Below are 22,893 nucleotides of genomic sequence, written 5' to 3'. Positions count from 1 at the left end.
GCCCTGATGATCCCGGCGCGTGGGCGCGCTGGGCGGTTGCGCCTGTCTGCCATGTGAAAGGGGTTCGGATGAACAAGGCGATCACGGATGGATTGGACCTGATGCCGCCGCAATTCGCGGATGGGCTCGAGGTCTGGTCCCAGGGCAATGGCACACCGGCGACGGCAACTTGGGAGGGGGCTTCCAACGCGGCGCTTGTTCCCGCGGATGCGGATTTTGGCGGTTGCCTCGAGATCCAGAAGCTCAACGATCTGACGCGGGTGCGCTACAAGGGGGAGACGCCAATCCTGCCCGGTTGCTATCTGCGTGTCACCGCGCGGGTGAAGGTTCTGTCGGGCGCGCTGCCGAACGCGCGGATCGGTTCCTGGGCCGGGGGGGCCGGTGGCTCCAGCGTTGGCGGGATCGTCGAGGAGGGGCCGCTGGTGCCGATCGATGCCTATGGTCAGGTCTTCGAGATCAGCGCCATCGTGGGCAGCGGCAGCCGTGGGGGCGTGGATCTGGTCTGGGGCACGACGCCGATCTACGGCCATTTCGGAGTGGATTTCACCGGCCCGAATGGTGGTCTGATCCGCATTGACGACATCCGGATCGAGGATGTGACCACGGTCTATCTCCGCAAGATGATGGATTGGGTCGATGTGAAGGATTATGGCGCGCGCGGCGACGGGGTCACAGATGACGCGGATGCCTTCCGCGCGGCAGATGCGGCGGCCAATGGTCGGCGTGTGCTGGTGCCCGAGGGGATCTACCGGCTTGAGAGCCATGTGACCATGACCGCCGAGACACGCTTCGAGGGCACGGTCACCATGCCCGATGACAAGCGTCTCTCGCTTACGCGGAACTTTGATCTGAACGCCTATTACGATGCGTTTGGGGACGAGGTTCTGGCCTTCAAGAAGGCCGTGCAGTGCTATCTGAACTTCTCGGATCATGACGCGCTGGACCTCTGCGGGCGCTCCATCGAGCTTACCGAGCCGATCGATATTCATGCGGCTGTGGGTAATCAGGACACCTTCACCATTCGTCGCGTGATCCGGAACGGGCAGTTCAACTGCTCGGCCAGTTCCGCCTGGGATACGGTTGTGGCGACGTCTCGCGCGACCTATGCCGCGTCGAACCCGTTCGAGCTGAGCGGGGTTGTGAATGTGGCGCAGATCGCCCCCGGCAGCCTTGTTGAAGGCAATGGCGTGGGCCGCGAGGTCTATGTGCGCGAGGTCAATGTGGGGGCCGGGCGCGTGACCCTGAGCCAGCCTCTCTATGATGCTGAGGGCACCCAGACCTTCACCTTCCGCAAGTTCCAGTATGCGCTGGATTTCAGCGGCTTCTCGCGGCTGGCGAAGTTCACCTTGCAGAATATCGACCTGCGCCTGAACGAGCAGGCCTCGGGCATTCTGCTGGCCCCCGATGGGGATGTATTCGCGGTCGAGGAATGCGATTTCACCAAGCCCAAGGATCGCGGCATCACCTCTCACGGGGTGGGCTGTCAGAACCTGCATGTGGATCGTTGTCAGTTCCTGTCGCCGGAGATCGATCTGGACGTGTCCGAGCGCGCATCGATCGGGATCAATATCAACGCCAATGACGCCAAGATCCGCGACAATCGCGCGGTGCGGTTCAAGCATTTCATGGTCGTTCATGGCGCGGGTCATATCTTTACCGGGAACCATTGGTTCCAGGGGGATGGCACTTCGGACGGTCCGCGCACGGCGGGTGTGGTTCTGACCAATCTCAACGTGAAGACCACCTTCACGGGCAACTATCTGGACAACAGCACGCTGGAATGGACCAACGAGCATGATGCGGAGCCGGATTTCGGCGTCGAGCTGTCCTTTGGTGGGCTGACCATCACCGGCAACATCTTCACCGTGAATGATGCGGGCGCGTGGTTCCGGTTCATCCAGATCAAGCCCTATGGGGCCGGGCATTTCATCCAGGGTCTCAGTGTCTCGGACAATGTGTTCAAGTCGATCAACGGGACGATCGAACGGGTGGACGGGGTCGACAGTTCCATCGCGCCGCTGGATGTGAGCCGGACGCGCAACGTGACCTTCGATGCCAATGCCTATAACGCGATTGACCGCATCACGGTGAACCCGGTGACCCTGCCGCTGGAGCAAAACACCGAAGCGCGGCAATGGGTGCTCTCTACCGACGGGTACCTCCCCTTCGAGGGGCGCGCGCGCTTTGTCACCGGGGTGATTGCCGAGGGCAATATCTCCACCGCGTCGGGGCAGCTCGTCTATGCGATGCCGACCATGAACTTCAACCATGGCCCGGACAAGGATCAGGTGCGGCTCAACTGGCCCGAAGAGTGCAAGGGCACCGTCCATGTGACCGTGCGCGCTGACCGTCCGGTCTAATCCGCGCCTCGAGACTGGTTTCGAAGGGGGGTGTCTGGTACCTTGACTGGTGTCGGCACCCTCCCATCGCGATTGTTTCCATGACTGTCCTTCCGGTTGAGAACGTTCAGGACTACCCGCGCCCGCCTGCTCTTGAGCCGGTGGGCGTTCGGCTGCGTGTGATCCTGTCGGGCACGGTGGTCGCCGAGACGCTGGCGGGGCAGCGGGTGCTGGAGACCCACCACGCGCCGACCTATTACTTTCCGCCAGAAGACATCCGACCCGGAGTACTGCAGCCTGCGCCCGGGCGTTCCTTTTGCGAGTGGAAGGGGACAGCGCAGTACTTCGATGTGGGCGTCAACGGTATGGTCAGCCACAAGGCGGCCTGGGCCTATGCCGCGCCCACTGCGCTGTTCGCGGCGATCAAGGACTATGTCGCCTTCTACCCGGAGCGGATGGAGGCCTGTTTCGTCGGTGATCTGCTGGTCACCGAACAACCCGGCGCGTTTTATGGCGGCTGGGTGACGCCGAACCTGCGCGGGACGGTCAAGGGCGGCCCCGGCACCCAAGGCTGGTAGCGGTCAGTCCGGATCTAGGTTGAGGCCCAGATCCGTGGGTGTCAGGGCAAAGGCCTTGCCGAACCCGCCATTAAGCGCGGCACTCTGCACCTCGAAGAGCGCGAAATGGAAATCCGTGAAATCGATATAGAGCTGCGCCTTGGGGTGGGTGGTCAAGTAGTGCTCACGCAGAGCGGCATATGCGGGCGTCCCGTTTTTCACAAAGCCAGCGCGCATCTGCAGCGTGATGCGGGGATGGGTGAGCGGGTCTCCCTTTGGTCCCGGCTCCCCCAGCAGAAGCGAGCACCGGGGATCCGCGCTCAGCGCCTTGGTGTGCAGCGAGAGCTCGGAGATCAGGGTCAGGGGACGCCCATCCGGCGCCGTCCCCACGGCAACCCGGGTCACCATGGGACCCCCGGTTTCGGGATCCACGGTGCCGAGCGCCCCGAAGCGCGCCTCGGCGATCAGTCCCCGCGCGAGGCGCCGCGCGTCGTCATCGGTGGGGCGGATCGGGTTGATCTTGTCGGCCATCGGCATCTCCGGATGATGATTTCAATCAAGGTGCGAGCGAGTCAGCTTTGGTAAAACAGTCTCGAAAGCCAGAGGATGAGACAAGGAGCGATCCCATGTACAAGAACGTTTTAGTCGCGGTCGATGTGGATCATGCGGAAACCGGGCGCGATGCCTTGGCCTTGGCGCGCGCGCTCTGTGCCGAAGGGGCGGAAATCACCGCGCTCTACGTGCTGGAGGCTTTGCCGAGCTATGCCACGCAGTATCTGCCCGATGATCATGGCAAGGCGCAGGTCAAGGAATACGAGACCGCGCTGGCGGCAGAGCTGGGCATGCCCGATGACATCAAGGTCAAGGTCGTCACCGGCCATTCCGGAGCCACGCTCGTCGACTATGCGATTGCGCAGGGCATTGATTGCATCGTGCTGACCTCGCACAAGCCGGGGATCCAGGACTTTTTCCTGGGGTCTACCGCGGGCCGCGTGGTGCGCCATGCGCCCTGCTCGGTGCATGTGATCCGCTAGGGGCTGGCCCGGCGAGATTCTGTGCTAGGATGGCGGGGGAGGAGACCCCGCCATGCCACAGATTTCCAAAACCACCGACCTGCAAACCGTCGTGACCACCTTCGAGGTCACGCCCGGCACCTGTCAGGACCTGCTTGAAGCGCTGACCGACGCCTATGGCAGCTTCATCTCGAAACAGCCGGGCTTCATCTCGGCAGGCCTGCATGTGAATGACGCCCAGACGCGCATCGCCAATTACAGCCAATGGGTCCGGCGCGAGGATTTTCAGGCTATGCTGCGCACAGAAGAGATGCGGGCGCGCAATCGCCAGATCAGTGCGCTTTGCCGGAGTTTCGAGCCGGTGCTCTATGATGTGGCGGCGGTGTTCGACTGACGCTCAGAAACGCGACCAGAAGCCCAGCTTGAACTTGGTGTCCTCGTCGCCGAGGATCGGGATGGTGACGGCCGTTTCCACCTGAAACAGGTCCGAGAAGTGCCAGACATAGGTCGGCACCAGCTTGGCGATCGGGTCCTGATCGTATTCCTGGGACGTCTGCAGTTGCAGATAGGCGAGATGCTTGTTCTCGCGCTGCCAGCCGATGGTGGCATCCACCTTGATCAACCGCCGGCTGCCGAAGCTTTCTTCGTGGCGAAACCGCGCGCTCGCGTCCACATTCGCCCAGCCATTGCCGAAGGGATATTCCAGCCCGCGCCCCCAACTGGCGCCGATCACCCAGAGGGGGCGGGGCGGGCGCACCAGATTGCCCGACGCTCCAACCCCGCCCAGAATGGCAAACCGGTTGGGGCCGTCGTTTTGGAACACCGGATACCGGGCAAAGACATAGCCTTCGGCGACAAAGGCCGTGGCACTGCCGTCAAAGCCCAGGGTCAGGTTCTCGGTCAGACCGTATTCCGCATAGAGCGTGGCGACCCAGTCCTCCTCTTCTCCCGCAGTTTCTTGGGCGGCGGAGACAAAGAGGCGTCCGTCTTCCTGCGGCCACGGGCCAGCCAGGGCCGCAGACGTGCAGAGCACGGCGGGACCGGTTCGTGAGAGAAGGCGCAGGAGCGGTCGGATCATCTCTTGCCTAAAATCCCGACAATTGGAGGTATCTGTCCAGCCCACCCCCATATTTCGCGTGCAGCCCCTCCAGAATCACTGCAAGTTGTGACCGCAAGAGCGCATGGGGGGCAGAATGACCGGTAAAATCTTAACGATTGCTCAACAAAAGGGGGGATCGGGTAAGACCACGCTGGCGGTCAACCTGGCGGTGGCCGGTCTGCGCGCGGGGCAAAGCGTGGCGGTGATCGATACCGATCCGCAGGGCTCGCTCGGGCGCTGGTTCATGACCCGGCTCGAGCTTCTGGACGGGGAGCCCGACATGGAGTTCTCCACCGCCTCCGCCTGGGGCGTCGGGTATGAGGTCGGCAAGCTCGCCAAGAGCTGCGATCTGGTGATCATCGACACGCCGCCCAAGGTGGATAGCGACCTGAAACCGGCGCTCCGGGCGGCGGATCTGGTGGTGGTGCCCGTGGCGACCTCCCATGTGGATCTCTGGGCGACCGAGGGCGTGCTGGATCTGGCGGACCGGGTGGGCAAGCCGACGCTTCTGGTGCTGAACCGGACGCGGGCGGGGACGCGGCTCGGGGCCGAGGTGGCGGAGGCTGCGGCTGAGACCAGCGCGGATCTCGCCGATGCGCAGCTCGCCAACCGGATCGTCTATGCCGAGACCTTGGGTCAGGGCCTCGGCGCGCCCGAGGCCGCGCGCAAGGGGGCGGCGGTGGCGGAGGTCGATGCGCTCTACGCCGAGATCATGGGGATGTTCACCTGAACTTGCGACCTGCCGTTTGATCCCCATCTGAAAGGGGAGCAACACGGAGAGACGCCCATGAAATGCCCGATCGACGGAACCGAGCTTGTGATGACCGACCGCAGCGGGGTCGAGATCGACTACTGCCCGAGCTGCCGCGGCGTCTGGCTGGATCGCGGCGAGCTGGACAAGATCATCGAGCGCTCGGTTCCCGCCTCCGCCCCGAAACCGACGCGGGATTTCGACGACGATTACCCGGGAGGCCGCGCGCCCCGGCGGAAGAAGAAAGAGAGCTTCCTGATGGAGCTGTTTGATTTCTGAGAGGTGGTTTTGCGCCGGGCTACGCCCGTCGCCCCGGCGAGAGGGGCCAGCCCCTCTCGCGCTCTCCCCGGGATATTTGGAGACTTAAGAGGTGAGGCGGTATCGACTTTGACTAATGAAGAAAGAGTGTGAGAATCTCGTTTCTCATAAGGACGAGTGCGAGCGTTGTTGTCGCATTTCGTTAGAAAAGCCGTCTATGGATAGCTCGATCGCTGTGTCATGTTTTGACTTGAGGCCCAAATAAGCCTCGACATGTGTTTAGCGGGGCAGGGGCAATATTGCCTCCCGTCAACGCGCTTTGTGCAATTGAAAGAACTTTTCTGGCGCAGAAAGAAGCCGAAACCCAATCGCAACTATCCACCAGACTACCAAAACTCGTTAACGCGTTGTGATCATAGTAGATGTAAATCTCGCGATCAGCTATAACGCTTTCAGCGCCTAGAACGCCGTTTGCGCTCAAGATGTTTGTAGCTGTCGAAAGGCTTTCCACGCTTGTCACTACTCGCTGCTTGCGACTTGGCCTAACTAGTTTTCCGTGTTTCATTGAGGTAGCTGTATCTCTGAAAATGCGAAAAATTGGATGCTTTTCTGCAAAGCTCTCTCTGTATGCCAAGTCGGTACTATAGTCGCTCTCGACGTTCCGTCCGGATTCCGCCCAATGCACGCCAAAAAACGCGTCTAGACACAGGAATGAGCCGAAGAAAAAGGTTACATTGTCTGGTTCCTTAGAGAACGCTTCGACTTGGGGCTTCGCTATCGCCTCGAGGCAGTGTTTCGCGGTGAACTCAACTATCATTGGTTCTCCTATTTCCTCCGCCGCTTCACATTCCCACCCCGTTGCCCCGGCCTTCCGGCTGTACTCCGGCCCGAGGCTTTGGCGCTTTCTTCAACGGCGGCCTCAACGGCTGACTGGCGCGCCAGCGGGTCGTCGGCGATGGCCAGATCGACCGCCTCCAGCCGTTTGATCTCATCCCGCAGGCGGGCGGCTTCTTCGAACTCCAAGTTCTCGGCGGCCTTGCGCATATCCGTGCGCAGCCCGTCCAGCACCGCCTCGAGATTGCCGCCGTGGAGCGGTTTGTCGATCTTCGCGGTCACGCGGTTCATGTCCACGTCGCCCTCGTAGAGCCCGGCCAGCACGTCCTCGACGTTCTTCTTCACCGTCTCTGGGGTGATGCCATGTTCCTCGTTATAGGCGATCTGCTTGGCGCGACGTCGGTTGGTCTCGGCCAGCGCCCGCTCCATGGAGCCGGTGATCCGGTCCGCATACATGATCACGCGGCCATCGGCATTCCGCGCAGCGCGGCCGATGGTCTGCACCAGCGAGGTTTCAGAGCGCAGGAAGCCCTCCTTATCCGCATCGAGGATCGCGACAAGCCCGCATTCCGGGATATCGAGCCCCTCGCGCAAGAGGTTGATCCCGATCAGCACGTCGAAGGCCCCGAGCCGCAAGTCGCGCAGGATCTCGATCCGCTCCAGCGTGTCGATGTCGGAATGCATGTAGCGGACCTTGATCCCCTGTTCGTGCATGTACTCCGTCAGGTCCTCGGCCATGCGTTTGGTCAGGGTGGTGACCAGCGTCCGGAACCCGTCCGCCGTGACCCGGCGCACCTCGTCCAGCAGGTCGTCCACCTGCATCTCGACCGGGCGGATTTCGACCTGCGGGTCGAGCAGGCCCGTGGGGCGGATCACCTGTTCGGTGAAGATGCCGCCGGTCTGTTCCAGCTCCCACGCGGCAGGGGTGGCTGAGACGAAGACCGATTGCGGGCGCATGGCGTCCCATTCCTCAAACTTGAGCGGGCGGTTGTCCATGCAGGAAGGCAGGCGGAATCCGTGCTCGGCGAGGGTGAATTTGCGTCGATAGTCGCCCTTATACATGCCGCCGATCTGCGGGACCGAGACATGGCTCTCATCGGCGAAGACGATGGCGTTGTCGGGGATGTATTCGAAGAGGGTGGGGGGCGGCTCGCCCGGGGCGCGACCCGTGAGGTAGCGCGAGTAGTTCTCGATCCCGTTGCAGACGCCCGTGGCCTCCAGCATCTCGATGTCGAAATTCGTGCGCTGCTCCAGCCGTTGCGCCTCCAGCAGTTTGCCCTCCGCGACGAGCTGGTCGAGCCGGATTCGCAGCTCCTTTTTGATCGAGACAATCGCCTGCTGCATGGTCGGGCGGGGCGTGACGTAGTGGGAGTTCGCGTAGATCCGGATCCGGTCCACCGTATCGGCCTTCTCCCCCGTGAGCGGGTCGAACTCGGTGATGCTTTCGAGCTCCTCCCCGAAGAAGGAAAACTTCAGCGCCCTGTCCTCAAGGTGCGCGGGCCAGACCTCGAGACTGTCGCCCCGTACCCGGAAGGACCCCCGCTGGAAGGCGGCATCGTTGCGGCGGTATTGCTGGGCCACGAGGTCCGCCATGATCTGGCGCTGGTCGTATTCGTTCCCGGCGATCAGGTCCTGGGTCATCGCGCCATAGGTCTCCACGGAACCGATACCGTAAATGCAGGAGACCGAGGCCACGATGATCACGTCATCCCGCTCCAGAAGCGCCCGCGTCGCCGAGTGGCGCATGCGGTCGATCTGCTCGTTGATCTGGGATTCCTTCTCGATATAGGTGTCCGACCGCGCCACATAGGCCTCGGGCTGGTAATAGTCGTAGTAACTGACGAAGTACTCGACCGCATTGTCCGGAAAGAACCCCTTGAACTCACCATAGAGCTGCGCGGCCAGTGTCTTGTTGGGGGCAAGGATGATCGCCGGGCGCTGGGTCTCTTCGATCACCTTGGCCATGGTGAAGGTCTTGCCCGTGCCCGTGGCCCCGAGCAGCACCTGATCCCGCTCGCCGTCGCGCACGCCCTGGCTCAGCTCGACAATCGCGGTCGGCTGGTCGCCTGCGGGCGCAAAGCTCGTCTCCATGCGAAAGGTCTGCCCGCCCTCCAGTTTGGGGCGGCTGCGCACGTCTTCGGCGATGGCATTCAGAACAGGCTGGTCCATGGGTCGATTCCTTTCTGGACCCCTAAGGTGATCTGTTTTTGTTCTCTTGCAAGGGGGAGGGGCGTCAGAAATCTTTGCAGGATGCGAAGATTGAGGGTTGAGTTCTTGATTGCGGTCAATAATATCGCCCCAGCGCGGCCTGCACCCTAAAAAATCGTCTAAGACCAAGGTCTTGGGCCATAATGCCGCAATTCGGTAATTTTGTTTAAAAATCAGTCAATTGAAGGTGAGTCTTGCGCGAGGGTTTACCGCGCACCTCAACCCGGGGGCGAAAATTCAATTGTATTGAGTGTACGGAGCGCCTACCTTTCTACTGCAAGCAGCAAATGGCTGTCGGTCGGTCTCGCACCACCCACCCCACCCCTCGCTCCCTCGAGGTCGATCGGCAGTCGCTTGTATCCCCCCTCCAAAGCGGTTTGACGAAGCGCGCAACGCGCCAGAGCGGCCGTGCGTCGCATGGTGTTTGGCTTGCATTGGCCCGGGCCTCTGGCAATAGTGCGGCCAAGCAAGGAAAGGGTCGCCCATGCGCGCGCGCATCTATCAGCCAGCCAAAACCGCCATGTCCTCGGGGCAGGCGAAGACCAAGGGATGGGTTCTGGAGCATGCGCCGGACAGCGCGCGCGAGATCGACCCCCTCATGGGCTGGACAAGCTCCGACGATACGCAGAGCCAGGTGAAGCTGCGCTTTGACACCAAGGAAGCCGCGCTGGACTACGCCCGGGACAAGGGGATCGAGGTCACCGTGACCGAGCCCAAGAAGCGCAAGGCAAATATCCGGCCCGGCGGCTATGGCGACAACTTCGCCACCAACCGGCGCACGGTCTGGACGCACTAAGCCGCGCGCCGACCCCCTCACACCCTTACGAGATGATTGTCCCAGGCGAGGCCCTGGACTGAGCGGGCGTACCCGCTCGCACCCGCCGACAGGCTGCGCAGAGCACCGGTGCCTGCCGTCACCGCAAAGCCATCGCGGTGCAGATCTACGCCACTGACATCCTCCAGCGGGATCGCCCGGGTCAGACTGCCTTGGCCAGCGTCATAGAGGTGGATGACCCCACCGCGCGGGGATGTGGCTGCGATCGTCGTGCCCGCCCGGCTCACCGCGACACTGCCAATATAGCCCCGAAGCGCGCGCAGCGCGTCCGGTGGCGCCGCGCAGAGCCGTATCTTCTGCCCCACCCGGTGAAGCCCGACCAGCGCCGGGCTGAGGCCATCGCCTTGCCACTGCATCCCAAAGGCGACGGTGCCGGTCTCGGCCACGGCCAGATGACGGATCGAGTTCATATGCAGGTCCTGGGGCAGGCGCGCTGTGTCGATCACCGCCCCGTCGCGGAGATAGGCCAGGTTCGGCGCCATAGTGGGTAGGTTCAGCTTGGTGCGTCCGGTCTCCGGATGGGTCTCAATGCCGCCATTGGCCACGACCAGCGTCTCCGTTGTCGGAAGGCGCCGGATGTCATGGGGACCGACCCCGCCACTGGCAAAGCTGCCCGCGCGGCGATAGCCCGCCTGCACGTCCCAGACCCCGACCGCGCCGGTGCCGGTCTCGTAGTCATTCTCTGTTGTGAAGAGCCAATCGCCCGAGCGAGAGAACACCCCATGCCCGTAGAAATGCCGCCCCGCGGGCGCCTCCAACCGGGCGGCAGCCGCGCCGGTTCGGCAATCGAGGACGATGGCGAAGGTGCCGGGGCGCCGGGCAAAGGCCACGGCCTCGGGCCGCGAGGGATGTGCCGCCGCCGCATGGCCGCGTGCGGGCAGGGGGAGCTCGAAGAGGATCTCGAGCTCGGCGCTCAGCCCGCAGAGCACGGCCCGACCATCGGGCCGACCCGCCGCGCTCAGATAAGCCGGAGCGCCCGCATCCGCCCAGCTCGGCATGGGCATCGCACCCGCCGCCAGAAGTCCGCCGAGAAAGGCGCGCCGGTCCGGAACCGCCCGGGTCATCAATCGCCATCCAGCGCGTTGAACCCCGCCGCGACGCCCAGTGTCGGGCCGAGGGATCCGCTCACAAGGGCGCGGATTTCCTCGATGCTGTATTGCAGAGCCTCGACCCGGAAGCGACCGGACGGGTCCGCAACGCCAGCAAAGACGGGATCCTCCAGTGCCGCGAGGCGCGCGAGGCTACGCTCGAAATGGGCGGCGAGATCGGCGTTGAGCGCCGGGTCACTGCGCGACAACCGATCGGCCAGATCCGCGAGCGCCTGCAGGCTCAGCGCCACATGCTGCGCGGACCGGCCGGAGCGGCGCGCTTCGGCCCGGGTCGGGCGCGGGCGCTCGAACGTGCCCAGAGGCCGCCCAAGCCGCGTCTCGGACGTGAACTGGAGGCCGGTGGAGAGCGCCTTGAACCCTTCCTGCAGGATCTCGGTCTCGGAGCGATAGATCCCCTCGGCGCTGGGCTCCGAGAAGGCCGCGGCATAGGGCCCGCGCCAGTCCTCGGCCATGGCGCCCGTGTTCTGCGCGATATCGGCACTGATCGTCTGGACGAGTTGGCAATGGACCTCGGGCGTCCCTGCGGTCATCAGTGCGGGATCATAGAGCAGCAGCTCAAGGGCGTAGAACCCCCGCGCGGCGATGGAAACCTGAGCGTAATCCTCCGCGCTCTGGAGGATCGGGTCAGCCTCCGCGAGAAGCCCCGCGAGCGTACGCGGCCCGGTGCCCCGTGGATCGGGCCAGAACGCGAGCGCAAAGGCGCGCTGATCGGTCTCGGACGGTCCAAACCGCAAGTGGCTGACAGCGATCCAGGCATCAAAAGCCGTGCCATAGGCGCGGCGCAGGGCCGGATCCTCGGGGGCGCAATGTGCCTCGGCGGTCTGCGCCAATGCCGTACCGGCATTGGCCAACGCCTCCACCCGCGGAAGGATATGCCCGCTCAACACATCCTCGATCTTCTCCGCTGGCGTGGCTTGAGCCCAAAGCGCGGAAGGTGCGGTCAGGGCGAGACTGGCTCCTAGCAGGGCGGCGAGAAACAGGGGCTGTGTCATAAACTCTCCAGAAACGCGATGAGCGCGTGGCGGTCTTCGGTGGGCAGGGACGCGGCGGCATCGCGCGCGGCTTGCGCTTCGCCGCCATGCCACAGGATCGCCTCCAGCAAGCTGCGCGCCCGCCCGTCATGGAGGAACTGGGTGTGCCCACTGACCTGCTGGGTCAGACCGATACCCCAAAGCGGTGGCGTGCGCCATTCGCGTCCTGTCGCACGGGCCTCGGGGCGGTTGTCGGCAAGCCCGGGCCCCATGTCATGGAGGAGGAGGTCCGTATAGGGCCAGATCAGCTGAAAGCTCTGTTCGGGCTGATTGGGCAGGCGATGGGTGACAAAGCTCGGGCGGTGGCAACTGGCGCAGCCGATCTCGTGAAACACGGCCTTGCCGCGCAGGACCTGAGCATCGCCTGCGTGGGGGCGGGCGGGCACGCCCAGATTGCGGCTGTAGAACACCACAAGCTCCAGAGCGTCTTCTGCGACCTCGAAGCCGCGGATATCCTGATCCCCATGGGGCGCGGTGCGACAGGCGGTTTGCGCCTCGGTGCAGTCGCCCCAGGCCGCCGGGCGCAGCGGGGAGGACAGGCCGATATCGCCGGAAAATGCGTCGGCCACTTGCTCCCGCAGTGTGGGCATGCCCGCCTTCAGGCCGAAGCGGCCCAGCATGGGTTGGTCGAACTCGCTGGACCAGACGATGTTGGGACGGCCGGAAATGCCATCCCCATCCGCATCCTCCGGATCCGCTCCGGCGAGGATATCTGCGGCGGGGATCGCCTCAAGCAGGCCGAGCCCGATCATTTGCGGGGCCACGCGCGGGCTGACCATGGCCTCCGGGTGCAGGGAGCCATAGCGCAGGTCCGCGAGGGCGTAGCTCGGGCGGCGCAGCTCCACGATCTCCCCATCGGGCAGGGTCACGTTGTGCTCGGTATAGGTGACCTCGAGACGGTACTCCCCGGGCTGACCCGCCGTGCCGAGATCCTGAAGCTGACCGCCATAGCTCGGATCGGGGAGGGTCGCGTGAAAGCCCGGGATGGCATGGGGCAGGGGGCTCGGGCTGGCCGGGATCGAGAGCCGCAGCAGCATGGAGGTCGCCGCATCCTCCGGGCCATCCGGCGCATGTCCGCGCCCGTCATTCACATGGCAGCGCTGGCAGGAGCGCGCATTAAAGAGCGGGCCAAGCCCATCCGAGGCGAGCGTCGAAGAGGGGGAGGAGACCCAGAGCTTGGCGAACATCGCGTCGCCCAGATGGAAGGTCATCCGGTCCTCATGGGCAATGTTCGCCGAAGGCCGGGAGAAGGCGGTCTCGCCATCCGTGTGCGGCACGGTCGCCGCGCCGCCGGGCAGGGCTTCGAACCGGTGCGGCGTGTCGAACTGGCTTGGTGGGGCGAGCACGGCGTCGATCCTCGCGGTCTCCGCCGCGCTGCGGGGCGCGGGGGTCAGATGCAGGTCCGCAAGGGCTGGCATCGGGGCGGTTTCGAGACCGGTGGCGCTGCACGGCAAGCCGAGCAGCGCGGTCGCGATCAGTGCGAAACGTGGCATCAGATAGGCTCCGGATCGACAAAGAGGACGCGCATGGGGCGGTCGGATGTGGGAAAGACCGCCCCTGTCGGGGCGGCCCGGATCGTATTGGGCTGCGGGGCGAAAGCCCCGGGCGGCCTTACTCGAAGACGGCGGTGGGGTTGTCGAGGCTGTCGGAGCCTTCGAACGCGATCGAGCTGACACCGAGGGCTGCGACCACCCGTTCGATGGAGCGGGTCTGGTCCACCAGCCCGTTCACCCCGCCCATGACAAGCGCTTCGCCCGCGGCATTGCCCTGCTCCAGCATCATGTCATAGCTGAACCCGGCTTCGGCGGCGGTCTTGATCCGCGCCAGCGCCATCATCGTGGTCGAGAGCTTCTGGCTCATCTCCGCGTCGAGCGCGGGATCCGCCACGGCCACCAGGTCCTGCAGGGACGGGCCATCCACCAGAGAGCCATCCACGCGCACATACGCGCCGAGATAGACATTCTGCACGCCCAGCCCGTCATAATAGTGGCTGTTATGGGTGTTGTCGGAGAAGCAGTCATGCTCTTCCTCGGGGTCGTTCAGCATCAGCCCGAGGCGCATCCGCTCCCCCGCCTGTTCCCCATAGGAGAGCGAGCCCATCCCGGTCAGCATGGCCGAGAGTGCGGCGGTTTCGTCTGCGATCAGTTGGTTGCGGGCTGCTCCGCCTTCCTGCCATTGCGCGGCCATCCACTCGAGATCGGAGACAAGCAACGCCGTTGCTGCTTGGAGATAGGCCGCGCGACGGGCGCAGTTCCCGCCTGTGCAGGTGTCACCCCCCGCGTAATCCGTCCAAGGACGGTCACCTGCACCGGGGCCGTGACCGTTCAGGTCCTGACCCCAAAGAAGAAATTCGATGGCGTGATAGCCGGTGGCCACATTGGCCTCGACCCCGTCCGCCTCGTGGAGCGTGTCCGACAGAAGGGCAGGCGTGATCTCGGTGGCATCCACATCGCTGCCCGCGACCGAGAAGATCGGGGTCGCCACCACGTTGAGCACCGCGAGCTCGTTCTCGTCGGTCGGGCCGCCATAGCCCGCATCCACATAGTCGATCAGACCTTCATCGAGCGGCCAGGCATTCACCTTGCCCTCCCAATCATCGACGATCGCGTTGCCGAAGCGGTAGACCTCGGTCTGCTGATAGGGCACGCGGGCGGCGATCCAGGCGGCTTTGGCGTCTTCGAGCGCCTCGGCCGAGGGCGCCTCGACCAGCGTATTCACCGCATCCAGCAGGCGCTGGGCCGTGGTGAGGCTGTCTTCGTATTTGGCGGCGGCGATATCGGCGTAGTGGGCGACCACATCTCCCTTTTCGACGGCGAGGGCCGGGGCGGAAAGCCCGAGAAGGAGGGTGGTGGAAAGAAGGGCCTGGCGTTTCACTGGTCTGGTGTCCTTTGGATTAGTGAAGTGTCGGAGAGACGGCGGGGCGTCGTGGGTCGGCCGGCGTCTCGCAGAGATGCATCCGCTTGAGCGCATGGCCGAAATCGGCCGCAAGCGCGGCGATGAGCGGGGCCACATCGGGGCGCACCAAGAGGATCGCGATCAGCATCGCATCCTCGCGGTCGCCCTCGGTGGCGGTGGTGATGAACTGGGCGAAACAGGCCTCATCGGCGCCAAGGCAGCGGCAATTCACGGAATGGCACGCCAGGGGGCGGCGCCCATGGCGCGCACACAGGGTGACGAGATCCTCGAAGGCCGACAGAACCTGGCGCCCGTCTTCCTGGCCGAGCGCGCTGGCCAGCGCGTTCCAGATCCGGGCACGGGCCTCCGGACCGTCCCGCCAGAGCCGCAGATAGCAAACGGCCGTGGCCGCTGGGCGGTCGAGATCGGCCACCAGCCCGATCGGGGCGCCGCCGCGAATATGTAGCTGGGGACGGCTCATCGCGGGCCCCCACCGGTTTGCGCGGCGCGCCCTGGGGAGGCCTGGGCGCTCATTCGTCCCGCTCCGGTTGCGCTTGGCGATAGGCCAGCATCCACTCCATGGGGAGGCCCTCGGTCGTGGCAATGCCTTCGATCAGATCGAACGCTTCCGCGCGATCAAAGGCCGGGCATTCGTCGGGGTCTGGGGGCGGCACGGGTCTCGGGGCGGCAAACATCTGGGAAGTCCTCACATAACGATCTGTGTCGGGCTTCCCTGGCCTGTTGGACCCGGGTGGCTTGACTGAGAATAAACTTGAGTGAAACGATAGGGAATGTCAATCCGACAAGTTTTGTCGGAATTAGATATTCTGTCGCATCCGCATGCTTCCGCGCAGGTGGAGAGGCGGGCCAGACCTGGCCCGCCACGGCCCGCAGGGATGTGGGCGCGCGGTCTTCATCTTCAAAGAACGGGAGGGGCAGCGCGGGTCGCGCGCGGCCAGAGGCCGCGCCACCGAACCTCCGCCCAAAATGCCCTAGAGGATCTGAGTCAGCAGCGCGCGCGTGTTCTCCGCCGTCATCTCGATCGGGTTGCCACCCGTGCTTGGATCCGCCAGCGCGCCCGCTACCACCCGGTCCATGTCGAGATCGGTCACCCCAAGCCCGCTCAGGCGGGTCGGAATGCCGAGACTGGCATTGAGCTCATCCACATAGGCGCAGAACCCCTCAAACCCGCCCGCGATGCCGAGATAGCCCGCCGCGCTGTCGAAGCGCGCCTCAATCGCGGGGCGGTTGAACTGCAGTACCGCGGGCATGCAGACCGCATTCGTCGTACCGTGATGGGTGTGGTAGATCGCGCCGATGGGATGGGACAGCGCGTGGATCGCGCCCAGCCCTTTCTGAAACGCCGTCGCCCCCATGGCCGCCGCGGACATCATATGGGCGCGCGCCTCGAGATCCGTGCCATCCGCATAGGCGCGGGGCAGGTAGTCCTTCACAAGCCGCATCCCCTCCAGCGCCATGCCCTGGGACATGGGGTGGTAATGGGGCGAGCTATAGGCCTCGACACAATGGGCGAAGGCATCAAGCCCGGTGCCCGCCGTGATCATCTTCGGCATGCCGACCGTCAGCTCCGGATCGCAGATCACCTGCGCAGGCAGGAACTTCGGGTGGAAGATGATCTTCTTCTCTTCGGTTTCGGAATTGGTGATGACAGAGGCGCGCCCCACCTCTGAGCCCGTCCCAGCGGTGGTCGGCACGGCCACGATGGGCGCGATGGCGTCGGGATCCGCGCGGGTCCACCAATCGCCGATATCCTCGAAATCCCAAAGGGGCCGGGTCTGGCCTGCATAGAACGCCACGAGCTTGCCCAGATCGAGCCCGGATCCGCCGCCAAAGGCCACGACCCCGTCATGGCCGCCCTCCTTGAAGGCGCGCACACCTGCCTCGGCGTTCTTCTCGTTGGGGTTCGGATCCACATCTGCAAAGAGCGCGCGCCCGAGCCCCGCTTCCTCCAAAAGGTCGAGGGTGCGGGTGGTGATCTCCATCTCCGCGAGGCCACGATCGGTGATCAGGAGCGGCTTGGTGATGCCAGCCGCCGCGCAGGCCTCGGCAATCTCTGAAATACGGCCCGCCCCGAACCGGACAGCGGTGGGGTAGGACCAGTTGGCAGTGAGCGACATGGGCGTCAGGCCTTCTTCAAGTGGTAGGATTTCGGTCGGGTGAGGTTGTGGTAACCGATGAGCGACAGGCCGCCGCCGCGCCCGGTATCCTTGCAGCCGGTCCAGCACAGGCCCGGGTCCAGATAATCGGCGCGGTTCATGAAGACGGTCCCGGTCTCGATCTGATCGGCGATGGCCTCGGCGCGGGCGGCATCCTTGGTCCAGACCGAGGCGGTCAGGCCGAAATCGCTGTCATTCATCATGGCAATCGCCTCGGCGTCGTCCTTGACGGGCATGATCCCGACCACGGGGCCGAAGCTTTCCTCGCGCATCACGCGCATCTCATGGGTGACATTGGTCAGGATCTGCGGGGTCAGATAGGCGCCGCCATCATCCTCGGCAAAGGTCGGAATATGGGCCGTGGCCCCGGCCGCCACCGCCTCGACCACCTGACCGCGCACGGTCTCGGCAAAGCGGGCATGGGCCATGGGGCCCAGCGTCGTCTCCGGGTCCAGCGGATTGCCCAGCTTATAGCCCGAGACAATCGCCACGGCCTTCTCGACAAAGGCGTCAAACAGGGCCTCGGCCACATAGATCCGCTCGATCCCGCAGCAGCACTGGCCCGAGTTGAACATCGCCCCGTCGATCAGGGTCTCGGCGGCGGCATCCAGATCCGCATCGTCGCAGACATAGCCCGGATCCTTGCCGCCGAGCTCCAGCCCGACGCCGGTAAATGTCCCTGCCGCCGCGCGCTCCATCGCCTGTCCGCCGGGGACGGAGCCGGTGAAGTTCACAAAGCCAAAGCTGCGCGCCGCGATCAGATCCGAGGTGGTTTGATGGTCGAGAAATACGTTCTGGAACACCGCCTCCGGCACGCCCGCCGCGTGGAAGGCCTGCGCCATGCGCTCACCCACAAGCGGGGTCTGGCTCGCATGTTTCAACACCACCGCATTCCCGGCGATAAGCGCAGGCGCCACCGTGTTGATCGCGGTCATATAGGGGTAGTTCCACGGCGCCACGACCAGCACGACGCCGTGCGGCACGCGCTTGATCACCCGACGAAAGGCATCGCTGTCCTCGACAACGATATCGGCCAGCGCCTCTTCGGCGATCTCGGCCATGTAGCTCGCGCGCTCGTCAAACCCGCCGAACTCGCCACCATAGCGGATGGGGCGGCCCATCTGATGGGCAAGCTCCGGCACGATCTCGTCATTCATCGCGCCCACATTGGCCACGCCCTGACGTACCAGCGCGATCCGCTCGGCCATGGGGCGGGCGGCCCAGTCGGCCTGCGCGGCGCGCGCCCGAGAGACGACGTCGCGGGCGGCCTCGGCGCTCACGGTCTCGCGCTCGGCATAGACCGAACCATCAATCGGAGAGATACAGCGGATCATCATCAGGCCCTTTCAAAGCCGCGGGCGATTTCCCAGTCGGTGACCACGCGGTCAAACTCTTCCTGCTCCCATTCGCAGGCGCGGGTGTAGTGGTCGATCACATCATCCCCCATGGCCGCGCGGAGCATGGCCGAGCCGCGCAGGGTCTCGGTCGCGGCGCGCAGGGTCTGGGGGATGTCTTGCGCGTCGGCGGCGTCATAGACATCGCCGGTGGTGGCCGGGGCGAGGGGCATCTTGTCTTCGATCCCCTTGATCCCGGCGGCGAGCATGGCGGCCTGGGCGAGATAGGGGTTCAGATCCGAGCCGCCGATCCGGCACTCGACCCGCACGCCCTTTGTCCCGTCGCCGCAGAGCCGGAAGCCCGCCGTGCGGTTGTCCACGGACCAGACGGTCTTGGTGGGGGCAAACGTCCCCTTGGCGAACCGTTTATAGCTGTTGATGTAGGGCGCGAGGAAGGCCGTGTAATCTGGCGCATAGGCGATCACGCCGGCCATGTAATGTTCCATCAGCTCGGACATGCCCAGGGGCCGGTCCGCGTCGTAAAACGCAGGCTCCCCATCGCGCCAGAGCGACTGGTGCACATGGGAGGACGAGCCCACCTTCGTGTGGTGCCATTTCGGCAGGAAGCTCGCCGCCACACCATGCTGCCAGGCGATCTCCTTGATGCCATTCTTGGCGATGGTGTGGTGATCGGCGCAGGCCAGCGCCTCCGCGTAACGAATGTTCAGCTCTTCCTGCCCGGTCTCGGCCTCCCCCTTGGAGTTCTCGATCGGCAGGCCCGCCCCGTAGAGCTGGTTGCGGATCGGGCGCATCACGCCCTCTTCCTTTGTGGTCTGGAGGATATGGTAATCCTCGTTATACCCCGAGATCGGGGTCAGATCGCGAAAGCCGCCCTTGCGGATCTCGTCAAAGGATTTCTCGAAGAGGAAGAACTCCAGCTCGGTCGCCATCATCGCCGTCAGGCCCATGGCCTCCAGCCGGGCGATCTGCGCCTTCAGGACCTGCCGCGGGGCGTGGGGCACGGGCGCATGGGTGTGGTGGTCGAGGATATCGCAGAGTACCATCGCCGTCCCCTCAAGCCAGGGGAGCACGCGGATCGTTCCGAGATCCGGGGCCATGATGTAATCGCCATAGCCCTGGGACCAGCTGCTGGAGGCATAACCATCGGGCGTCGCCATTTCCAGATCCGTGGCCAGCAGGTAGTTGCAGCAATGGGTTTCCTTGAACGACGTCTCCACGAAATTCACCGCGTGGAACCGCTTGCCCATCAGCCGGCCCTGCATGTCGGGAAAGCAGGTCAGAACGGTGTCGATCTCGCCCGCGGCGACGGCCTCTTTCAGCTCTTCAAAGGTCATCGGTGTCCCTTATCCATTCTCTATCGTCAGGCCCTCATGGGCGATTTCCAGTGTCTCGATGGCCACTTCATTGCCGTCGGATTTCAGGTCTGTGCCGGTGATTTTCGTAGGAAAGGCATTGATCAGTTTCCAGACCATCGTGGGCTTCCCCTCTTCGTCCAACAGTGAGATCACGACGGCCTCGCGCTTGATCGTGTTCATCTTGATCTGATGGAACCAGTCCCAGAACCGGTTGTCCTTCACACAGACGCCCTTCTTGAGCGTGACGTTGCGCGTTTTGATCAGGCCCGGCATTTTGATGGTGGAAAACACCTTGGAGCCGCCCGCGCGGTACTCGATGATCTGGGTCTCGGTGTCGAGGCCCGAGACCTCCTGGAACGCGATCGCATCGCGCGCGCCGATTTTCACCGAGAAGTAGAATTTCGGCAGGGGCCAATTGGTGTCTTGGGTTTCACCGGACATATCAGGAGGTCTGCATTTTCTGTTGGAAGGTGATCTCGATGAACTCGGCAGGGCGCGTGACCGCGACCCTGACCGTGATCCGCATATAGCCATCGAGGATATCGTTCCCTGTCATGGTCGATCCCAGACCGACGCTGACCTGATAGGCTTCCTCCGCAGTGGTCCCGGCCAGCGCACCGGCCTTCCATTGGTTGGTCAGGAAGTTCTCGATCATCGTCTTCACGGCGAGCCATGTGCCCGCCTCGTTGGGTTCGAACACATAGGCTGCGGCGGCGTTCTCGATGGATTGCTCCAGCATGATCATCGTGCGGCGCACATTCACGTAGCGCCAGTCCTGCGAATTGCCGTTGAGGGTGCGCGCGCCCCAGACCAGGATCCCGCGACCGAGAAAGCTGCGGATCGCGTTGATGGCCTTGCCGTCCAGTGGGATGTTCAAGTTTTCCTGTTCGTTGTCGCTGATCGTGATCGCGGGGGCCATCGCACCGACGATCCCGGTATTGGCCGGAGCTTTCCAAACGCCAATGTTCGCATCGGTCCGGCTCCAGACACCGGCCATCGCGCCGCTCGGCGGCACGATGTTGATCTCATCCGTCAATGCCTCGATCGCAGTTTTGTAGGTCGGGGATATGGACAAGAAGCCTCGGTGAACGCGTGTGGTTTCAGCCTCGGTCAGATCGGCTCGGGTCAACTCTGCCAAATACGTCGCGATCTCGGCCTCAAGGCTGCCCCCTTCGGGCGTGAACTCGGCCTTGATCAGCCCCGAGAGCGTTTCGCGGCTGGCAGCGTCCAGCATCACAAAGCTGACATCCGACGAACTGGAGAGGTTGGTTGCCAGCCATGGAAAGTAAGCCGTGCCATAGCTCGGGTTGTCGCCCAAATCGATCGCGCGGAACCCGCTCTCGCCATTGATCGCCTTGGCTGGCCAGTCGAATTCTTCGGTGGAACCGCCCGCGGGCAGACGTCCATCATACACGTCAATGATCGCCATGCGGTCTTGCAGTTTCTGGCATTCCTGCATCATCCGTTCGGTGATCTTGCGATGATCCTCGCGGGTCAGGGCAACAGCATCGGGCATGACATAGGCGGTGGGCTCGGTCTCTTTCGCCAGTGCCTCCCAGATCGCGTCGCTTGCGTCCGCCGCGCCATAGCTCTCGGCCTCGAACTCACCCAGAGAGACGATCCAGCAGGCGTTACCGCCGTTGTCGAAGAACATCCGCATGGCCAGATCGAGATAGAAGCGCTGCCCGACGGGTGTGAAAAACACGTCCCCGGTCCCTGTTCGGGACATCGCGAAACGTCGCGCCGGGGCCTCGCCAAAGACCGCGAGATACTCGGCATGGTTTGAAATGCGGACCGGAACACCGGTGACATCCTCGGACCCGCGCTGGGCCCGGGCCGTGTAACCGAGAAACGCAGGGACCGCCGTGGGCACTTCGACCACGGAGCTTGGGAAAGAGTTGTTTTCCTTGATATAGACGCCTGGTGTTTTGTACTGCGCCATGTCGGTCCCCGCTCAAAATGTGGACGGGGCGCGTGACTGCGCCCCGCTCCGGTTGGATCAGGTGTACCGGTAGGGCCGTCCGGCCTTTTCCATATCCGCGTTATACTTCTTGAAGATCTCGACCACCTTGCGCTTGGTCTCGCTCTCGGCGGCGATCTCTTCCCAGAATTCGCGGCCTGCGGCTTCGACCGTAGCCCATTCTTCATCGGGGATGGAGGTCAGCTGCATCTTGGTGCCGTTGACGCGCAGGTCGGCCTCACCGCCCCAATACCAGTGCTGGCGGTAGTAATGCGACTGCTCACAGCAGACCTGGAAGAGGGTCTGCAGATCCTCGGGCAGCTCGTTCCAGCGGTCCATATTGGCGAAGAAATGGCCGATCCAGGCGCCGGAGATGTTGTTGGTCAGGAAGTAGTTGGTCACATCCGCCCAGCCGACGGTGTAATCCTCGGTGATGCCGGACCAGGCGATCCCGTCGAGCTCGCCGGTCTGGACCGCGACCTCGATGTCCTCCCAGGGCAGGTTCACCGGCACCACGCCGAACTGGCTGAGGAAGCGCCCGGCGGTGGGGAAGGTGAAGACGCGCTTGCCCTTGAGATCCTCCAGCGAACGGATCGGATCCTTGGTTGCGAAATGGCACGGATCCCAAGCACCGGCGGAGACGTGCTTGACGCCCACGGCGCTGTATTCCGCGTCCCAGATCTCGTTCAGCCCGTAACGGTTGAAGAGCACCGGCACATCCAGCGAATAGCGCGAGCCGAAGGGAAAATAGCCGCCGAAGACCGTCACTTCGGTGGGCGAGGCCATGGAATCGTCATCCGACTGCACCGCGTCGATCGTGCCGCGCTGCATCGCCTGAAAGAGCTCGCCCGTGGGCACCAGCTGATCGGCATAGAAGAGCTCGATCTGCATCCGGTCACCGGCGATCTTGTTGAACATGGCGATGGCCGGATCCACCACCTCGGCGGCCAAAGCGGCGCCCGCATAGGTCTGCATCCGCCACTTGATCGTGCTCTGGGCGAGCGCGGGGGCAGCGAGAGCCGCAGGCGCGGTTGCGGCCCCGGCGATAAACTTACGTCTTGTGGTCATCCCATTTCTCCTTGTTTTCAAAGCGGTGAACCGGTTGGTCCGGTTTCGT

Annotated in this window: 23 protein-coding genes; 7 read left to right on the top strand and 16 right to left on the bottom strand. The window is 63.9% G+C overall.

The genetic code is table 11. The annotated features are described in order from the left end of the window. Window positions 1-68: 68 nt before the first annotated feature. Window positions 69-2,360, top strand: coding sequence for a glycosyl hydrolase family 28-related protein (locus ACP153_RS10440; RefSeq protein WP_424970930.1), 2,292 nt, complete (start codon window positions 69-71; stop codon window positions 2,358-2,360). An 80-nt stretch (window positions 2,361-2,440) separates the two neighbouring features. After that, entirely contained in the window at window positions 2,441-2,917 is a 477-nt protein-coding gene (locus ACP153_RS10435) for a DUF427 domain-containing protein (protein WP_424970929.1), read from the top strand. A gap of 3 nt (window positions 2,918-2,920) precedes the next feature. On the opposite strand, the gene ACP153_RS10430 is transcribed toward ACP153_RS10435, so the two are convergent. Next, the gene (locus tag ACP153_RS10430) at window positions 2,921-3,427 is read right to left on the bottom strand and encodes a HugZ family protein (RefSeq protein WP_424970928.1); all 507 of its coding nucleotides are present in this window, start codon (window positions 3,425-3,427) and stop codon (window positions 2,921-2,923) included. A gap of 95 nt (window positions 3,428-3,522) precedes the next feature. Between ACP153_RS10430 and ACP153_RS10425 the strand changes: the two genes are divergently transcribed. Further along, window positions 3,523-3,930: a universal stress protein gene (locus ACP153_RS10425; protein ID WP_424970927.1), complete on the top strand. Its 408-nt coding sequence runs from the start codon at window positions 3,523-3,525 to the stop codon at window positions 3,928-3,930. Between the two features lie 52 nt (window positions 3,931-3,982). Further along, a complete protein-coding gene (locus ACP153_RS10420; RefSeq protein WP_424970926.1) occupies window positions 3,983-4,303 on the top strand; it encodes an antibiotic biosynthesis monooxygenase family protein in 321 nt (106 codons plus the stop codon). A 3-nt stretch (window positions 4,304-4,306) separates the two neighbouring features. Here ACP153_RS10420 and ACP153_RS10415 read toward each other — a convergent pair whose 3' ends face one another. Continuing rightward, window positions 4,307-4,987 (bottom strand): hypothetical protein, encoded by a 681-nt coding sequence (locus tag ACP153_RS10415; RefSeq protein WP_424970925.1) that lies wholly within the window; start codon window positions 4,985-4,987, stop codon window positions 4,307-4,309. Between the two features lie 115 nt (window positions 4,988-5,102). Between ACP153_RS10415 and parA the strand changes: the two genes are divergently transcribed. Beyond that, on the top strand, window positions 5,103-5,738 hold the full coding sequence (parA, locus tag ACP153_RS10410) for a ParA family partition ATPase (protein ID WP_424970924.1): 636 nt from the start codon (window positions 5,103-5,105) through the stop codon (window positions 5,736-5,738). A gap of 57 nt (window positions 5,739-5,795) precedes the next feature. Next, window positions 5,796-6,038, top strand: a complete 243-nt coding sequence (locus ACP153_RS10405; protein WP_424965960.1) for a zf-TFIIB domain-containing protein — start codon at window positions 5,796-5,798, stop codon at window positions 6,036-6,038. Between the two features lie 217 nt (window positions 6,039-6,255). Here ACP153_RS10405 and ACP153_RS10400 read toward each other — a convergent pair whose 3' ends face one another. Further along, entirely contained in the window at window positions 6,256-6,834 is a 579-nt protein-coding gene (locus ACP153_RS10400; protein WP_424970923.1) for a hypothetical protein, read from the bottom strand. An 8-nt stretch (window positions 6,835-6,842) separates the two neighbouring features. After that, entirely contained in the window at window positions 6,843-9,020 is a 2,178-nt protein-coding gene (uvrB, locus tag ACP153_RS10395) for an excinuclease ABC subunit UvrB (protein WP_424970922.1), read from the bottom strand. Between the two features lie 523 nt (window positions 9,021-9,543). Between uvrB and ACP153_RS10390 the strand changes: the two genes are divergently transcribed. Beyond that, entirely contained in the window at window positions 9,544-9,855 is a 312-nt protein-coding gene (locus tag ACP153_RS10390; protein ID WP_424970921.1) for an ETC complex I subunit, read from the top strand. 17 nt (window positions 9,856-9,872) lie between these two features. Here the strand turns inward: ACP153_RS10390 and ACP153_RS10385 are convergent, their stop codons facing one another. From ACP153_RS10385 to ACP153_RS10330, 12 genes are all read right to left on the bottom strand, one after another. Beyond that, window positions 9,873-10,958, bottom strand: a complete 1,086-nt coding sequence (locus ACP153_RS10385; RefSeq protein WP_424970920.1) for a DUF1513 domain-containing protein — start codon at window positions 10,956-10,958, stop codon at window positions 9,873-9,875. Next, on the bottom strand, window positions 10,958-11,995 hold the full coding sequence (locus ACP153_RS10380) for an imelysin family protein (RefSeq protein ID WP_424970919.1): 1,038 nt from the start codon (window positions 11,993-11,995) through the stop codon (window positions 10,958-10,960). Before ACP153_RS10380 ends, ACP153_RS10385 begins: the two co-directional genes overlap by 1 nt. Further along, window positions 11,992-13,527: a di-heme oxidoredictase family protein gene (locus ACP153_RS10375; RefSeq protein ID WP_424970918.1), complete on the bottom strand. Its 1,536-nt coding sequence runs from the start codon at window positions 13,525-13,527 to the stop codon at window positions 11,992-11,994. Before ACP153_RS10375 ends, ACP153_RS10380 begins: the two co-directional genes overlap by 4 nt. A gap of 118 nt (window positions 13,528-13,645) precedes the next feature. Further along, window positions 13,646-14,908 (bottom strand): imelysin family protein, encoded by a 1,263-nt coding sequence (locus tag ACP153_RS10370; protein ID WP_424970917.1) that lies wholly within the window; start codon window positions 14,906-14,908, stop codon window positions 13,646-13,648. Between the two features lie 19 nt (window positions 14,909-14,927). After that, window positions 14,928-15,410: a hypothetical protein gene (locus tag ACP153_RS10365; protein WP_424970916.1), complete on the bottom strand. Its 483-nt coding sequence runs from the start codon at window positions 15,408-15,410 to the stop codon at window positions 14,928-14,930. 49 nt (window positions 15,411-15,459) lie between these two features. Continuing rightward, window positions 15,460-15,603 (bottom strand): hypothetical protein, encoded by a 144-nt coding sequence (locus tag ACP153_RS10360; RefSeq protein WP_424970915.1) that lies wholly within the window; start codon window positions 15,601-15,603, stop codon window positions 15,460-15,462. A 318-nt stretch (window positions 15,604-15,921) separates the two neighbouring features. Further along, window positions 15,922-17,067: an iron-containing alcohol dehydrogenase gene (locus ACP153_RS10355; protein ID WP_424970914.1), complete on the bottom strand. Its 1,146-nt coding sequence runs from the start codon at window positions 17,065-17,067 to the stop codon at window positions 15,922-15,924. A 5-nt stretch (window positions 17,068-17,072) separates the two neighbouring features. Beyond that, window positions 17,073-18,443, bottom strand: coding sequence for an aldehyde dehydrogenase family protein (locus ACP153_RS10350; protein ID WP_424970913.1), 1,371 nt, complete (start codon window positions 18,441-18,443; stop codon window positions 17,073-17,075). Next, window positions 18,443-19,795: a glutamine synthetase family protein gene (locus tag ACP153_RS10345; RefSeq protein ID WP_424970912.1), complete on the bottom strand. Its 1,353-nt coding sequence runs from the start codon at window positions 19,793-19,795 to the stop codon at window positions 18,443-18,445. The genes ACP153_RS10350 and ACP153_RS10345 overlap by 1 nt, the downstream gene beginning before the upstream one ends. Window positions 19,796-19,804: 9 nt before the next feature. Then, window positions 19,805-20,257, bottom strand: a complete 453-nt coding sequence (locus ACP153_RS10340) for a phage tail protein (RefSeq protein WP_424970911.1) — start codon at window positions 20,255-20,257, stop codon at window positions 19,805-19,807. Window position 20,258: 1 nt separating this feature from the next. Continuing rightward, the gene (locus ACP153_RS10335; protein ID WP_424970910.1) at window positions 20,259-21,758 is read right to left on the bottom strand and encodes a phage tail sheath family protein; all 1,500 of its coding nucleotides are present in this window, start codon (window positions 21,756-21,758) and stop codon (window positions 20,259-20,261) included. A 57-nt stretch (window positions 21,759-21,815) separates the two neighbouring features. Next, a complete protein-coding gene (locus ACP153_RS10330; RefSeq protein WP_424970909.1) occupies window positions 21,816-22,844 on the bottom strand; it encodes a TRAP transporter substrate-binding protein in 1,029 nt (342 codons plus the stop codon). Window positions 22,845-22,893: the final 49 nt, after the last annotated feature.

Origin of the sequence: Dinoroseobacter sp. S76 (genome assembly GCF_049801095.1) — a bacterium.
Classification (GTDB): domain Bacteria; phylum Pseudomonadota; class Alphaproteobacteria; order Rhodobacterales; family Rhodobacteraceae; genus Dinoroseobacter.
The sequence above is the reverse complement of the archived record's forward strand: the minus strand, read 5'-3'. Positions and strand labels throughout refer to the sequence as shown.